General features: G+C 74.6%; 13 protein-coding genes. 6 read left to right on the forward strand and 7 right to left on the reverse strand.

Annotation, left to right across the window (positions count from 1 at the left end; genetic code table 11):
- Positions 1–135 precede the first annotated feature (135 nt).
- A complete protein-coding gene (locus ABZ738_RS14450) occupies positions 136–1,251 on the reverse strand; it encodes a serpin family protein (protein ID WP_357213361.1) in 1,116 nt (371 codons plus the stop codon).
- 124 nt (positions 1,252–1,375) lie between these two features.
- On the opposite strand from ABZ738_RS14450, the gene ABZ738_RS14455 reads away from it, so the two are divergent.
- Together ABZ738_RS14455 and rnhA are read left to right on the forward strand one after the other, a co-directional pair.
- Positions 1,376–2,620 carry a lycopene cyclase family protein gene (locus ABZ738_RS14455; protein ID WP_357213364.1) on the forward strand — a complete coding sequence of 415 codons (1,245 nt, stop codon included), beginning with the start codon at positions 1,376–1,378 and terminating at the stop codon, positions 2,618–2,620.
- Between the two features lie 63 nt (positions 2,621–2,683).
- Positions 2,684–3,163, forward strand: coding sequence for a ribonuclease HI (gene rnhA / locus ABZ738_RS14460; protein ID WP_131054750.1), 480 nt, complete (start codon positions 2,684–2,686; stop codon positions 3,161–3,163).
- Here rnhA and ABZ738_RS14465 read toward each other — a convergent pair.
- Positions 3,160–4,032, reverse strand: coding sequence for a pentapeptide repeat-containing protein (locus ABZ738_RS14465; RefSeq protein ID WP_357213840.1), 873 nt, complete (start codon positions 4,030–4,032; stop codon positions 3,160–3,162). The genes rnhA and ABZ738_RS14465 overlap by 4 nt on opposite strands.
- A 164-nt stretch (positions 4,033–4,196) precedes the next feature.
- Between ABZ738_RS14465 and ABZ738_RS14470 the strand changes: the two genes are divergently transcribed.
- Positions 4,197–4,796, forward strand: coding sequence for a GNAT family N-acetyltransferase (locus ABZ738_RS14470; protein ID WP_131054753.1), 600 nt, complete (start codon positions 4,197–4,199; stop codon positions 4,794–4,796).
- Positions 4,797–4,816: 20 nt separating this feature from the next.
- On the opposite strand, the gene ABZ738_RS14475 is transcribed toward ABZ738_RS14470, so the two are convergent.
- Positions 4,817–6,424: an LLM class flavin-dependent oxidoreductase gene (locus tag ABZ738_RS14475; RefSeq protein ID WP_357213367.1), complete on the reverse strand. Its 1,608-nt coding sequence runs from the start codon at positions 6,422–6,424 to the stop codon at positions 4,817–4,819.
- A 107-nt stretch (positions 6,425–6,531) separates the two neighbouring features.
- Here ABZ738_RS14475 and ABZ738_RS14480 point away from each other — a divergent pair, with 107 nt between their 5' ends.
- Positions 6,532–7,089, forward strand: coding sequence for a MarR family winged helix-turn-helix transcriptional regulator (locus ABZ738_RS14480; protein WP_131054748.1), 558 nt, complete (start codon positions 6,532–6,534; stop codon positions 7,087–7,089).
- 9 nt (positions 7,090–7,098) lie between these two features.
- Entirely contained in the window at positions 7,099–7,701 is a 603-nt protein-coding gene (locus ABZ738_RS14485) for an MBL fold metallo-hydrolase (RefSeq protein WP_357213370.1), read from the forward strand.
- A gap of 39 nt (positions 7,702–7,740) precedes the next feature.
- Here ABZ738_RS14485 and ABZ738_RS14490 read toward each other — a convergent pair whose 3' ends face one another.
- The 4 genes from ABZ738_RS14490 to ABZ738_RS14505 are packed head-to-tail and all read right to left on the reverse strand — an operon-like array spanning position 7,741 to position 13,764.
- Positions 7,741–10,116 (reverse strand): tetratricopeptide repeat protein, encoded by a 2,376-nt coding sequence (locus tag ABZ738_RS14490; protein ID WP_357213373.1) that lies wholly within the window; start codon positions 10,114–10,116, stop codon positions 7,741–7,743.
- The gene (locus ABZ738_RS14495; RefSeq protein ID WP_357213376.1) at positions 10,113–11,870 is read right to left on the reverse strand and encodes an ABC transporter permease subunit; all 1,758 of its coding nucleotides are present in this window, start codon (positions 11,868–11,870) and stop codon (positions 10,113–10,115) included. The genes ABZ738_RS14490 and ABZ738_RS14495 overlap by 4 nt, the downstream gene beginning before the upstream one ends.
- Positions 11,867–13,144 (reverse strand): extracellular solute-binding protein, encoded by a 1,278-nt coding sequence (locus ABZ738_RS14500; RefSeq protein ID WP_357213379.1) that lies wholly within the window; start codon positions 13,142–13,144, stop codon positions 11,867–11,869. The genes ABZ738_RS14495 and ABZ738_RS14500 overlap by 4 nt, the downstream gene beginning before the upstream one ends.
- Positions 13,141–13,764, reverse strand: a complete 624-nt coding sequence (locus ABZ738_RS14505) for an ATP-binding cassette domain-containing protein (RefSeq protein WP_357213382.1) — start codon at positions 13,762–13,764, stop codon at positions 13,141–13,143. Before ABZ738_RS14505 ends, ABZ738_RS14500 begins: the two co-directional genes overlap by 4 nt.
- 108 nt (positions 13,765–13,872) lie before the next feature.
- On the opposite strand from ABZ738_RS14505, the gene ABZ738_RS14510 reads away from it, so the two are divergent.
- On the forward strand, positions 13,873–14,532 hold the full coding sequence (locus ABZ738_RS14510) for a phosphotransferase (protein ID WP_176094181.1): 660 nt from the start codon (positions 13,873–13,875) through the stop codon (positions 14,530–14,532).

Genomic DNA, 14,532 nt, shown 5'->3' on the forward strand with positions numbered 1-14,532 from the left:
CTTTCCTCGCACAAGGGGGAGCAAGAACGCTGCCGGCCGGTACCCACCACGGGTACCGGCCGGCAGCGTCTGTCCATGGAGAGATGTTAGGAAGGGACCCTTCCTATACACCAGGCGATAGCAGGGGGCCCTTCCTTACACGACGGCGGCAGGGTGCGTGATCCAGCCGGCTACGAGGACCAGGTTCGTCGGTCGGTGTACGGCGACGAAGCCGAACGGCCGGTCGACGGTCAACTCGACCAGCCGCTTGCGTGCGGTGGCCCGTGGGCGCATCGCACCGGCCCGCATCGCGAAGGCCGTCACCACGGCGGCGGAGAAGCCGGTGGCGTGGAAGGTGGCGGTGGCGTTCTGCACGGCCTGCGTGACGGACAGCCGCGCGGTGATGCCGGGGAAGTGATCCCCGGTGGCATCGGTCGCGGCCGTCAGCCCGAACAGACCGGGCTGCCGCAGCAGGTCGTGGGAGGCGTCGACGGTGAACGCGACGGTGGAGACCGTCAACTCGGGGGTGGCGTCCGAGGCGTCGACGATCTGCTCGGTCACGCCCGGCCCGTCGGTGAGCGGCAGGGCGGGGGCGTCCCCGTCGAGTACGCCGATCGCGGCGGGCAGCACCTCGGCGGGACCGTGTCCGGCGGGACCCAGGGCGAGGAGGACGTCGACGTCCTCGGTGCCCTCGACCGTCAGCAGGCTCACCGGCCCGCCGACGGCGTCGACCACCCGCAGGGCGTCCAGGTCGCGGCCGCGTCGGCGCAGGCCGGCGAGATCCTGTCCGGACCAGGGACCGTCGGTGGGCCGGCACCGCGTGTTGTCGAAGGGCTTCTTCCAGGTGGTGAGCACCGACAGCGCGCTGGCCAGGACCATCGCCGTCCCGCTGGTGGCGCGTACCGGCATGGCGGTGATCCGACCGTCGGTCCGCGCGGCCGCCCACGCGTCCAACGCTGCCTGGTCGACGGCCTCGTCCCCGGTGAGTTCGCCGCGCAGGGCGGCCGGTATCTCGGTGCGCCACCGCTCGGACAGCGGCAGGCCACGCCGTGCCCAGAAGCCGAGCGCCATCCGGGTGGTGGGGGAGTCGGTGAGGTCCACGCCCGTCGGGTCACCGACCACGGCCGACAGTTCGTCCCGGGCCGGACCGTCCGCGTACCGGGCGAGCAGCGCCAGCAGCGGATAGACGCCCGCGCCGGAGAGCACGGTGGCCTCGTCGTCGAGGGTCGCGGCCCAGCGGGCGGTGAGCGTGTTCGCGGCGCGGGTGGTCATGACGTCCTCCGGTGGCGGCACGCGGCACGGCGACGCGCCGGTGCGGTGACCCTATCGACCGTCGCGCCGACCCTGATCGGGGCCTGACACCACGACGGCGGGGCCGGTGTGGCAGCGTGACCGGATGAGTTCCGCGCCGGTCGACGTCGATCTCGCCCTGGTCGGCGGGGGTGGTGCCGCCTCGCTGGTGCTGGCCGCGTTGGCCCGGCACGGCGTACGCGACCTGCGGATCGCGGTCGTCGACCCGGTGCACCGGCGTGGCCAGGACCGCACGTGGGCGTTCTGGGACGAGCCCGGCAACGACCTGGACGAGCTGCTCGTCGCGAGCTGGACGCAGGTCGAGGTGGTGACGCCCGGCACGCACCGCACCCTGGACCTGAACCCCCTGCGGTACGCGATGCTGCGCTCCGGCCCGATCTACGACCGGGCCGCCGAGGCGGAACGGCGTCTCGGGGTACGGCGGATCGTCGCCGGTGCCGAGGACGTGCACGACGAGGGCGACCGGGTGGTGGTGCGTACCGGCGACGGCCCCCTGCGTGCCGCCTGGGTGCTGGACTCCCGGCCCCGGCCACCGCGTCGACCCGGCCGGACGAACTGGTTGCAGCACTTCCGTGGCTGGTGGCTGGCGGCGGACCGGCCGGTGTTCGACCCGGAACGGGCCGTGCTGATGGACTTCCGCACCCCGCAACCGGTCCGGGGCGTCTCGTTCGGCTACGTGTTACCGGTCGACAGCCGGTACGCCCTGGTCGAGTACACCGAGTTCGGACCGGACCTGCTCACCTCGGCGGCGTACGACGCGGCCCTGGCCGGCTACCGGGACCTGCTCGGGCTCGATCCGGCCCGGCTCACGGTGACCGAGGTGGAGAACGGCGTCATCCCGATGACCGACGGGCCGTTCGTGGCCCGACCGTCGCCCCGGGTGGTCCGTCTCGGCACGGCCGGCGGCGCCACCCGCCCGTCGACCGGCTTCACGTTCTCGGCGATGCACCGCCAGGCCGAGCAGGTGGCCCGGGAGGTGGCCGCCGGTCGGGACCCGGTGCCGGCGTCGGCGTACCCGCCTCGGCACCGCTGGATGGACGCGGTGGCGTTGCGGGCCCTGGACCGGGACCTGGTCGGCGGTCCGGAGTTCTTCGGTCGGCTGTTCGACCGCAACCCGCCGTCGCGGGTGCTGCGGTTCCTCGACGGCGGCACCACCCGCGCCGAGGACCTGGCGGTGATGCGCTCCACCCGGATGCTGCCGATGGTGACCGCCGGTGTGGCCGACGCGGCCGGTCGGCTCCGCGACCGGATCGCGCCGGGCCGCCGTCCGCCCTGGACCGTCCCGCCCGCCGTGGTCGCCCCGTCGGACGCGGACGCCCCGCCCCGCTGACCCGCCCGGTCGCACCGGGGTGCCGGGCCCGGCCGTCGGGGGAGCCTTCGGTAGGTTTGCCCCATGGTGGACGAGGCGGCCGGTCGGGTGGTGCGGATCTGGACCGACGGTGCGTGCAGCGGCAATCCCGGCCCGGGCGGCTGGGGTGTCCTGCTGCGGTACGGCTCCCACGAGCGGGAGCTGTGTGGTGGTGAGGCGACACCGACCACCAACAACCGGATGGAGCTGATGGCCGCCATCGAGGCCCTGGAGAGCCTGACCCGGCCGGTCACCGTCGAGCTGCACACCGACAGCACGTACGTCCGCAACGGCATCACCAGTTGGCTGGCCTCGTGGAAGCGCAACGGTTGGCGGACCGCGGCGAAGCAACCGGTGAAGAACGCCGACCTGTGGCAGCGGCTGGAGGCGGCCTGCGCCCGGCACCAGGTCACCTGGCTGTGGGTCAAGGGCCACAACGGGCACCCGGAGAACGAGCGGGCGGACGCGTTGGCCAACCAGGGGATGAGCGAGGCGCGGGCGGCCGTCGCCTCGACCCGCCGCTAGCGTCGCCTCGGCCGACGGCCCGCCGGACGGGGAGTCAGCGGCAGCGCCGACCAGTGCGCGGGTCGGGTTACCCGGTCCGGCAGTCGGGTCCGCCGGTCGCCGCGCGCGGCGTCGACCTGCGACTGGTGCAGGAACAACGCGGCGGTCAGATCGGCCCCGTCCAGCGCCGCCCCGCGCAGGTCCGCGCCGGTCAGGTCGGCCCGGGCCAGATCCACCCCGCGCAGGTCGGCGCCGATCAACACCGCGCCGCGCAGGTTCGCCCCCCGTAGGTCGGTCCGGCGCAGGTCCCGACCGACCAGCAGGGTGCCGCGCCGGTCCGCGCCCGGCGGGCCGCCACGGGCCCGGGCCAGGTCGCCGGTACGCGACAGCAGCCGGTTGACCTCCCCCCGGTACGCCTCGACGTCGAGGGCCAGCAGGTCCTGCGGGCTGCCCCCGGCCAGCCGTTCCGTCTCGGCGAGCGCGGCGCCCAGGTCCGCGCGCAGCGCGTCGGGCGGGTGGAGGGTGAGCGCCTCGGTCAGATACCAGAGCAGCTCGTGCAGGGGACGCATCACCGCGAAGACGTCGAACATCAGCGATGCGGTCTCCGGCGCGGCCCGCCAGTCCCGCCCGCCGAAGGTCTCCTGTGCGACGCGCTGACCGGCCCCGTGACAGTCGAAGACGGTGCAACCCGGGAAGCCGCGATCACGCAGGTCGACGTGGATGCCGCAGGCGAAGTCGGTGCGCAGGTGGCGGCAGGGCTGCCCGGCGGGCTTGTCGACCGCGAAGTCGGCCGACGCCGAGAACGCCGGGGCGACGCAGCAGAGCCCGAAGCACCGCCCACAGTCGGCCCGCAACCGGCTGTCCTGCGCGCCGGTGCGCGGCGTCCGCATGCTCGCTCCGGTCGACCCCTCGAACTGTGACACCCGACCTCCCCGTCTCGCCCCCATTGTCCCCGCTCCGGTCGGTCGGCCCGCGACCGCATGACGTGCACCGGAGCGGGGGCGACGTGCGAGGATGCCTGCCGGTGCCGACGGGGGCGGGAGGACGGATGGAGATCGAGGTACGGCGGCTGGCGGCCGACGAGGTGACCGGGGCGGCCCGGACACTGGCCGACGCGTTCGACGGGTACCCGTGGACCGCCTGGACGGTGGCGGCGGACCGGCACCGGGAACGGCTGACCGCGCTGTTCGCCCTGACCGTCGAGGCGGTGGGCCTGCCGTACGGCGACGTGTGGGCGGCGGTCGAGCCGGCCGGGGGGATCGTCGCGGTCGCGGTGTGGCTGTCACCGGACCGGTCGGTGCCGGACCAGGTCTGGGTCGATCTGGCCGCCCGGAACGCGGAGCTGGCCGGCGATCGGCACGAGGCCGCGGTGGCCGCCGAGGCCGCGTGCGCGCCGCTGCGTTCCGCGGACCCGGCGTACCTGCTGGCCACGGTGGGGGTGCGTCGCGACCGCTGGGGCGCCGGTCTCGGCTCCCGGGTGCTCGGGCCGGGGCTGGCCGACGCGGCCGGTGCGGGGCTCCCGGTGGTGCTGGAGACCTCCTCGGAGGGGAACGTCGGCTTCTACCGGCGGCTCGGTTTCGTGGTCACCGGTGAGGTGCGGGTGCCCGACGGCGGTCCCCGGGTGTGGGGGATGCGCCGGGCACCCGCAGCCTGACGGGGGCGGCCCGCCGGTGGTCAGTGCGCGCCCAGGCGGGCGATCGGTTCCACCAGCTCACGCTCCTCGTACGCCAGATGTGACAGCAGCGTGTCGCTGAGCAGGTCCACGGCGGCCCGCAGCTCGGCGGTGCCGTCCGGGGTGGCGACGAACGCGACCAGTGCCCGGTCGACGCCTTCCAGCACGTCGTGGATGGCGTGGTGCTCCGCCTCCAGCCGGTCGATCACCGGCGTGAGGCGCGGGTCGGTGCGGCGCAGGTGCGGGAAGAGCGAGCGGTCCTCGATGGTGTGGTGCGTGGTCACCACCCGGCAGTAGGACTCGCAGTAGGTGCCCAGCGTCCACTTGTTCTGCCGCATGGTCATCGTGTTGATGTGGGATCGGGCGGTGCCGACGTCGACCAGCCCGGCCGCGACCTGCTCGATCAGGTCCTGGATCTGGGCCAGCTCGCTGCGCAGGCCGTCGTGGACGTCGATCAGGTGTTGGGCGCCGGCCTGCTCGTGTGTGGTGTAGGTGCGCGTCGGGTCCGGTGCCGGGCCGCTGGGCCGGGCCGACTCGTCCCACACCCGGACGTCGCTGCGGCGTACGCCGTCGTCGGGCGTCGGCACCACGGCGAAGGCGCTCGACCCGAGCTCGGCCCGGGGGCGCGCCGGTCGGGCGGTCCGACCGGCGGCGGCCGAGGTCGGGCCAGGGGACGGTTCGGCCCGGTCGGTCGGCGTGGGCGTGCCACCGCCGCGACCGGAGGCGCGTTCGGCGGCGACCAGCTCCCGGGTGGCCGGAGCCACCTCGGCGGCGAAGCGCCGCAGGTCGTCCGGGTCGTCGGTGCCGAGGATGAAGGTGCTGACGCCGTCGGTCAGGGCGAGGTCGGCCAGTTCCTCGGCCCACTGCTCGGCCGGACCGTCCAGCGGCCCGCGACCGGTCGCCGTGAACCGCCCGTTGACGTTGAGCAGCCGTCGGACGTCCTCCGGCGACCGGCCGGCCTCGGTGGCCGCGTCGTCGATGATCGTGTTCCCCTTGGCCAGGTCGCCGGGTTGCAGGTAGGCCAGCGACGGCAGCCAGCCGTCGGCCCGCCGTCCGGTCAGCGCGAGCATCCGGGGCTTGTACGCGCCGAGCCAGATGCCGACGTCGTGGGCGGGCGCCGGACCGCGTTTGGCGCCGAGCGCCCGGTGGAACTCGCCGTCCACCCGGACGCCGCCCCGCGCCTCGGCGTCCCAGATCTCGCGGATGATCTCGATTGCCTCCTCCAGGGCCCGTACGCCCTGGCCGGGGGTGAGGCGTCGACCGCCCATCGCCTCGATGGCGTCCCAGAACGCCCCGGCGCCCAGTCCGAGTTCGATCCGACCGGAGCTGAGCAGGTCGAGGCTGGCGACACTGCGGGCGAGCACGGCGGGCGGTCGCAGCGGCAGGTTCGTCACGTTGGCGGCCAGCCGTACCCGCTCGGTGCGTGCGGCGACGAAGCTGAGCAGCGTCCAGGTGTCCAGGAAGGCCGGCTGGTAGGGGTGGTCCTGGAAGGTGACCAGGTCGAGCCCGACCTGCTCGGAGAGCATGGCCAGGCCGACCGGCCCGGCCGGGTCGGCGTTGCCGGGCGTCAGGAACGACCCGAAGGTCAGGGAGTGCCCGTAGTCGCTCATGTCTGCGTTCCTTCCCGTTCTCGGGGTGATCACCCCGCACCACAGATGTTATTGCGGACAGAACATCTTCGCCCAATAAAATCTGTGATCTGGGTTAATCTGTGAGGATGACCGGTCCGCAGGACAGTGATCCCCGCACCGACCCGATCACCGACGACCTCGGGTGGATGCTCGGCGTCGTCTTCCGGTCCTACATCCGCGCGGCCGACCACGTCGCCGGCGACCTGCCCGGCGGCCCGCGCGGCTACCAGGTGCTCGTCGCGGCCGACCGGGAGCCCGCCCGCAACCAGGGCGCGGTCGCCGAGGAGTTGGGGATCGACCGCACCGTCCTGACATACCTGATCGACGACCTGGAGCGCGACGGGCTGGTGGTACGCCGTCCCGATCCCGTCGACCGGCGCAGCCGCCTGGTCACGCTCACCGACGCCGGCCGCGACGCGGCCCGACGCCGCCGCGAGGCACTGGCGGGCGTCGAGACCCGACTGCTCCGGACGCTCACCCCCGCCCAGCGCGGCGAGCTGCGGGACCTGCTGAGACAGGTCGCCTGCGCGGCTCAGGCCGACGACCCACTCGTGGACCTGTGCCAGGCGGTGGCGGCGGCAGCCGACGAACCGCCCGTCCGCCGCCGCCGTCGCGGGACCACGCCCGGCGGCCGACTGACCTAGCGTCGCGCCATGCGGATCACCAAGTACACCCACTCCTGCGTACGGCTCGAACACGACGGCGGTGTCCTCGTCATCGACCCCGGCACCTGGAGCGAGCCGCGCGCACTGGTCGGCGCGGACGCCGTGCTGGTCAGCCACGAGCACACCGACCACATCGACGTCCTGCGGCTGGCCGGCCTCGGCGTGCCGGTCTTCGCGCCGGAGGGCGCCGTGTTGCCGGACCTGGCACCCCTGCCGGTGACCCGGGTGCGGGCCGGCGACCGGTTCACCGCCGCCGGTCTCGAGGTGACCGCGGTCGGTGGACGACATGCCACCATCCACGGTGGTCAGCCCGACTGCGCCAACCTCGGTTACCTGGTCGGGGACGACGTCTACCACCCGGGCGACTCACTGCATCCACCCGGCCGACCGATACGGACCCTCCTGGTCCCGGCGCAGGCGTCCTGGCTGAAGCTGACCGAGGCCGTCGACTTCGCCGTCGCAGCCGAGGCGGAGCGGGTCGTCGCGATCCACGACGCGCAGCTCAACGAACGTGGCCTGGCCAGCGTCAACGGCTGGTTCGGCGAGACCGTCCGCGGCTACCGGTATCTCACCACCGGCGAGACCCTCTGACACCGTCGGCACCGGGCACGCGGCCCGCGAGGCGTCGGATCACCCCGACGTCGGCTCCACGGACCGCATGTCGGCCAGGCGGTCGTCGGCCGCCCGCTGACCCTCCTCGTCGCCGACCGACTCGCAGACCGCCGAGGCGTCGATCCAGTGTCGGCGGGCGAGGTCGTAGCGCTCCCGGGCGGCTTCCGCGTCGCCCAGGTGCAACAGCGTCCTACCCAGCCCCGCGTCGGCCCGACCGCCCGCCCGCAGCCGCAGGCTCTCGGTCAGCCACGCCGACGCCTGGTCGGCCTGGCCCGGCGCCGTGCCGAGCAACGCCGCCCCCGCGTTGAGCAGCGCCGCCGCCCGGTTGGTCGGATCGACCACCGTCTCGTACTCGCGCAGCGCGGCCCGCCACGCCTGGGCCGCGTCGAGGTACTCACCCATCGCGACGTGCACCAGGACGAGATTGGTCAGCGCCGCCGCGTAGCCACGCGAGTCGCCCAGCGAACGGAACGTGTTCGCCGCCCGCACCAGCAGGTCGTGGGCGGCCTCCCGGTCGCCGCGCGCCAGCCGTGCCGCGCCCAGTCCCAGGTCGCTGAGGGCCTGCCCGGCGCGGTCGCCGCCGGCCCGGTGCCGACGGGACAACTCCAGGTGGGCCACCGCCTCGTCCAGCCGCCCCAGGTCGAGCAGGGCCAGCCCGAGGTTCATCCGGGCCTGGGCGGTGCCCCGGCGTCCCTGCGCGGTCACCGCCAGGCTCAGCTCGGCCATCGCGCCGTGCGGGTCGTGGCGGTGCCGCAGCACCACGCCCAACTGGTTGTGCGCCCACCCGGCGATCTCCGGCCGCTGCTGGGTGGTCGGGTTGGCCAGCACCGTCCGGCAGAGGTCCTCCCACGCGTCGCGCCGCTCGGCGTGGGCGAGCCACCCGCACGACGCCACCGCCAACCGGAACCACCAACCCCGTACCCGCCGGGGCAGCGCCTGCACCGCGCCGGCCGGCACCTTGACCACGGCCAGCAGCAGGTCCTGGTGCAGGGTGAACCAGTCGTACGGGTCGTCGGTCGGTAGTCGCTGGTCGGTCCCCGGCGGACCGGGCGCCGTCAGCCCGGTCACCTGCCGTTCGGCCCGGCGGGCCAGGTGCCGGGTCAGCCGCGCCTGGGCGTTCACCCGGCGGCGCACCGGCACGGTCGCCCGGAGGTGCATCCGCGCGTACGGGGCGAGAGGTTCTCTGATCTCGTACCGGTCGCCGGTCTCGGCTTTCACGAAGGCGCCGTCGGCCAGCTCGTCGATGAGCGCGGCGACGCGATCCGGGCGGCGTCGGGCCAGCGCGGCGATGCTCGGCCGGTCCAGCGGCACCGGGCTGAGCGCCATCAGCCGCCACAGTCTCCGCGCCTCGGCACCGAGGGCGTGGTACGCGGTGTCCTGCGCGACGACCAGCTCGGCCATCGGCGAGAAGTCGACCCGCTGGTGCGGTGGTGTGTCGGCGGCCCGACGCAGTGCGTGCAGCACGTCGGCGTGTCGCCAGCCGTGTGTGGTCGTCTGCCGGCCCAGCGCGGTCACGGCACGGGGTTGGCGGCCACACAGCTCCACGATCGTCTCGGCGTCGGGGTCCAGACGCGGGTCGTCGCGCGGCGGACGACGTCCCCCGGCGGCGGCGACGGCGAACATCTCCACCGCGTCCTTCGTGGTCGGCTCCGCCAGCCCGTAGGGCTGCACTCCGTTGAGCGCACCGAGCCGTCCGGTGCCGGCCAGGAGTAGCTGGCAGACCCGGGTGGTCGGTGGCAGCAGCGTGCGGACCTGGGCGGGGTCGTCCACGTTGTCCAGCACCAGCAGGACTCTGCGGCCGTCGACCTGGCCGCGCAGCGCGTCCGCGGCGTCGGCGAGGTCGTCGGCGCGTCCCGAGTACGGCGGGGTGGTGCCGAGGATGCGGGCCAGCGCGGTGAGGACCTCCCGGGGCGAGAGTGCCCGACCGCCTCGGCGCAGGTCGAGGTAGTACTGCCCGTCGGGGAACCGGTCCTTGCACAGGTCGGCGGCCTTGATGGCGCACCAGGAGGTGCCGATGCCCCGTCGACCCACCACCGCCACGGCGTGCTCCGGGTCGAGAAGCTCCACCACCTCCTCCGCCTGTCCGGGGCGTCCGGTGAACCCGCCCGACCTGGGCAGGGTGGGGGCGTTGACGGTTGCCGAGGGGACGGCGTGGTCGTCGGCGGGCACCGGAGTCCGTTGCCGGCGTCGCCACTCCACCAGGAAGGAGGCGGCCACACCGAGTGCCGCCAGGCCCAGGCTGGCCGAGCCGAGGGCGGTCACGGACAGGTCGGAGACCAGGTTGCCGGTGATGTTGCCCAGCAGCGCGCTGACTCCGGCGCTGAGGACACCGCCGAGCGCCAGCAGCACGCTGAGCAGGCGAGGTCGCCGGGTGGGCCGGCGCGGGCCGGTCACCGTACGCCCCCGGCGACCAGCCCGGCGACGATCTGTCGGCGGCCCAGCACGAACACCAGCACCGGCAGGATCGAGGCGAGCACCGATCCGGCCGCGAGCGTGCCGCTGCCGGTCACGAAACCCCGGGTCTGCTCGGCCAGGAACCAACCGAGCGGGGTGGCGTCCGGGCCGCTGAACAGCAGACCCACCACCAGGTCGTTCCACACCTGGACGAACTCCAGCACGGCCACCGCCACCACGGCGGTGCGGTGGTGGCGGACCAGCCGTCGCAGGGTGTCCCACAGGTGCCGCTCACCGAGGCGGGCGGCCCGGACCTGGTCGGCGGGCAGGTCGGCGAAGGCGTTGCGCAGCACCAGCACGGCGAACGGGATCCCCAGCGCGATGTGCACCAGCGCCAGCCCGCGCGCGGTGCCGGAAGAGAGCGCCAGGCCGAGCACCTCGTTGATCGGCCCCGCGACGACCTGCACCGGGACCACCGCGGCGGCCAGCAGGGCCAGCCCGACGGCCTGGGCGGGTGGCCCGGTCAGCCAGGCCAACGGGTACGCGGCGAGCAGCGCCACGCAGAGCACGACGGCGGTGACGACCAGGGCCAGCAGCAGCGTGAAGCCCAGACTGCGCCACAGGCCCGTCCCGCCGAGCACCGCCCGGTACGAGTCGAGACCCGGTGGCCCGGACCACCAGGCGGCGGTGGCCGCCCGCACCGGACTCTGCGACGAGGTGGCCGCGAGCACCCCGAGCGGCAGCAGCCACGCCACGGCGGCCGCTGCGGCGAGCAGCCGGACCAGTCGTCGCGGCGGCGGCGCGGAAGCGGGCACGGCCCGTGGCGGTGGCGGCGGCCACGCCTGCCGGATGAACATCGACACCACGAGCATGCCGGCGGTCACCGCGACCAGCCAGATCACGCCCAGGGCCGCGCCCTGCCCGGTGGTCGTCGTCCCGGACGTCTGCCAGATCCGCAGCGCCAGCACCGACGCCTCGTCGCGTACCGAGCCGGGCGTCATCACCAGGATCAGGTCGAAGGTGCGGCTGGTGCCGACCGCGACCAGGGCGAAGACCACCGCCACCGTACGCAGCATCAACGGTCGCCACTGGGCGTCCCAGAACACGTCGCGACGGGAGCCGCCGAAGGCGCGTACCGCGTCGACCAGATCGGCGGGCACGGTGTCGAGTGCGGCCCGGAACACCAGCACGGCCAGCCCGACCCAGGCCCACACGAACGCCGACATCACCGCCACCGTCACCAGCCGTGGCCCGAGCAGGTGCGGCACCCGCTCGGGTGTGCCGGTCAACCAGGCCAGCAGCAGGGTCACCGGGCCCCGCTGCGGGTCCGGGTCGTAGAGCAGCCGGAACGTGACCCCGGTGACCACCAGCGGCAACGCGGTCGGCACCACCAGGATGAACCGGACCAGCCAGCCCTCCTGGGACCGGCGCGAGGCGGCGGCGAGCAGATACCCCAGGACGGTGACCACGGTCGGCACCAGCAGCGCCCAGAGCACGGTCCGGCCCACCGCGGCACCGGCGCCGGGCGAGGTCAGGGCGGCCCGGTAGTGCTCGGCGCCCACCCACCGCCCGTCGGTGGTGACGCTGGCCTGCACCGTCCGCAGCACCGGCCAGGCCAGCAACCCACCGAGCAGGAGCGCGGCCGGGGCGAGCAACGCCCAGGTGGCGCCGGTCGCCGGGTACGCGCGCCCGCGCCGGGGCGGTCCCACGTCGTCGAGCAGGGCGAGTTGTCCGAGCACGGGGTCGCGCCTCATCGTCCGCTCCCCGCCGCCCGGGCCGCCTCGGCGAGCTGCCCGGTGGCCCGCCGGACCGCCTCCCGGGCGGCCACCCCGTCGGTCACGTCCATGAAGAAGTCCTGCATGATGCGCCAGATCCCCACCCCGTCGGTGCCGGTGAAGGTGCCCGGCAGGCGGTCCGACAGGTCGTAGCGCAGCGCCTCGACGGCCCGGAACTCCGCCGCCAGCCGCCGACGCAGCGGGTCACGGTAGTTGTTCACCGGCACCACGAGGTTGGGGGAGAGGTAGCCGCCCGCCTCCAACCAGGGCCGGAACGCCGCCGCGTCGCTGAGCCAGCGCACCAGCTCCACCCCGGCGGCGGAGCCGGTGAAGGCGACCGCCGCGTCGCCGCCGACGACCAACGGCTGGTCGGCCACCCGTGAACCGGGAAACCGGAAGGTCACCAGCGGCTCGGTGCCGCGCCGGAAGCGGGCGGCCACGCCGTCGACGAAGTCGGCCTCGAACACCATGACGGCGGACCGGTGGTGCGCCACCTGGATCACCGACTCCTCGAACTGGGTGAGCAGGGCACGTTGACCGCCGCCGGGGAACGCGCCGTCGACGCTCCAGAGCTCGGCGAGCCGGTCGAGGGCGTCGCGGACCGGCGGGCCCTGCCAGTCGGCCTCGCCCCGGGCCAGCGCCTCGTACCCCCCGGGACGGGCGATGTCGGCGAGCACGTTCTCGAACCAGTCGGTGAGCACCCACCCGTCGGCGGCACCGACCGCCAACGGCGCCGGGCCCTCGCCCGCCCGGTGGCGTGCCCCGAGGCGGCGGGTCGTCTCGACCAGCGCGTCCCAGGTGCGGGGCGGCTCCGCGAGCATGGACGGGAAGTGCCAGAACAGCGACTTGTGCGCCGCCTTGATCCACAGGCCGTACCGGTGCCCGTCGACGGTGAGCAGGTCGGCCATCCCGGCCGGCGCCAGGTAACTGCTGGCCGGGGCGACCCGGTCGAGCCAGCCCCGACGGGCGTACTCGACGATCAGCCCCGGTCGGGGCAGGATCGCCACGTCCGGGCTGGTGCCGGCGAGCATCCGCGCGGTCAGGAAGGCGTCGATGTCGTTGCCCACGCCGATCACCCGGACGTCGGGGAAGCCGGCGACCACCTCCCGGAACCGGGTCAGCTCGGCGCCGCTCCACACCACCGCCACCTGCACCGGGCGGGGACCCCGCGCGCAGCCGGCGGCCCCGGCCACGGTCGTCGCCACGGCGGACCGCAGCAGGGTACGACGGCGCAGTCGCCCGGCCGCGGTCACGCCGTCGCCCCGTCGGCGGCCCGTACCGGAACCTGCATGGGCACCTCGGCCAGCACCTCGGGGTGCCCCGAGCCGATCAGCACGGTGACACGGGGGGAGTCCGGTGGGGACAGCCGGTCCAGCAGCGGGGTGAGGCGCACCCCGTCGACCGGGGTGGGCAGGTCGACCACCAGCACCTCGGGCAGGCACGCCATGGCCCGCGCGAGGGCGACCCGGAACCGCTGCGCCTCCGAGATCTGGTGCGGCCGGAGCCCCAGGGTCGGGGCGAGTTCGAGCCGGTCGACCAGGGTGGACGCCCAGTCGTCGGCGACGTCGTGGACCCGCTGGCGGCGGCGCTGGCCGTAGGAGATGTTGCGGCCGACGGTCAGGTGCGGCAGCAGGGCACCTCCGGCCGGCACGTACCCGATGCGCCGACGCGGTGGCGGCAGGTCGGTGACGTCCCGCTCGCCGACCAGGATCCGGCCGCTGACCGGCGCGACCAACCCGACCACCACCCGGACCACGGAGGTGCCCACGCCGGGTTCGGCGACCAGTGCCGCCGTCGCCCCGACGGGCACGTCGACGTCGAGCGGTGGGACGTCCGGCACGGCGACGAGCTGCTGCGTGCGTAACGTGACCATCACCTCCAGCGACCGACCCCGTCGTTCAGAGTGACACAGGTCGACCACGCACAGTGTCCCCCCGAAGTCCACCGTGGAACCGCGCGTCGACGGGCTACCGTCGCTGTCGTGACGGACCCGATCCCCCTGGCCTCCGGCCGGGAAGCCGACGTGTACGCGCTGGACGGCGAGCGGGTCCTACGCCGCTACCGCGCCGGCGGCGACGTGGCCGTCGAGGCCCGTTTCATGGCCCACCTGCACGCCGTCGGCTACCCGGTGCCCCGGGTGCACCACGCCGACGGCACGGATCTGGTGATGCGGCGGCTGTCCGGCCCGACCATGCTGCACGCGCTGCTCACCGGTGGAATCGACGTCGAGGCGGCCGCCGCGGTCCTGGCCGACCTGCACCGCCGCCTGCACGCCGTCGCACCGCTGCCCGACGCGGCAGACGGCGAGCGGATCCTGCACCTGGACCTGCACCCGGACAACGTCGTCCTCGAACCGCCCGGGCCGGTGCTGATCGACTGGCACAACGTGCGGCACGGCGCACCGGGGCTGGACGTGGCGATGACCGCCCTCATCCTCGCCCAGGTCGCCGTGGACCGGGACCAGCCGATGGCCGCCGAGGCGGGGGAGCTGATGCGCGCCTACCTGCGGGCGATCCGTGGTCACGCCGTACCCCTGGTCGACGCGGCCGTGGCGCGACGCCGCGCCGACCCCGCCCAGAGCGCCGACGAACGCGCCCTGCTGGTCCCGGCCGCGACACTGGTCACCGCCGCCGGGGAGTAG

The sequence above is a fragment of the Micromonospora sp. NPDC047793 genome (assembly GCF_040642635.1).
Lineage (GTDB): Bacteria > Actinomycetota > Actinomycetes > Mycobacteriales > Micromonosporaceae > Micromonospora.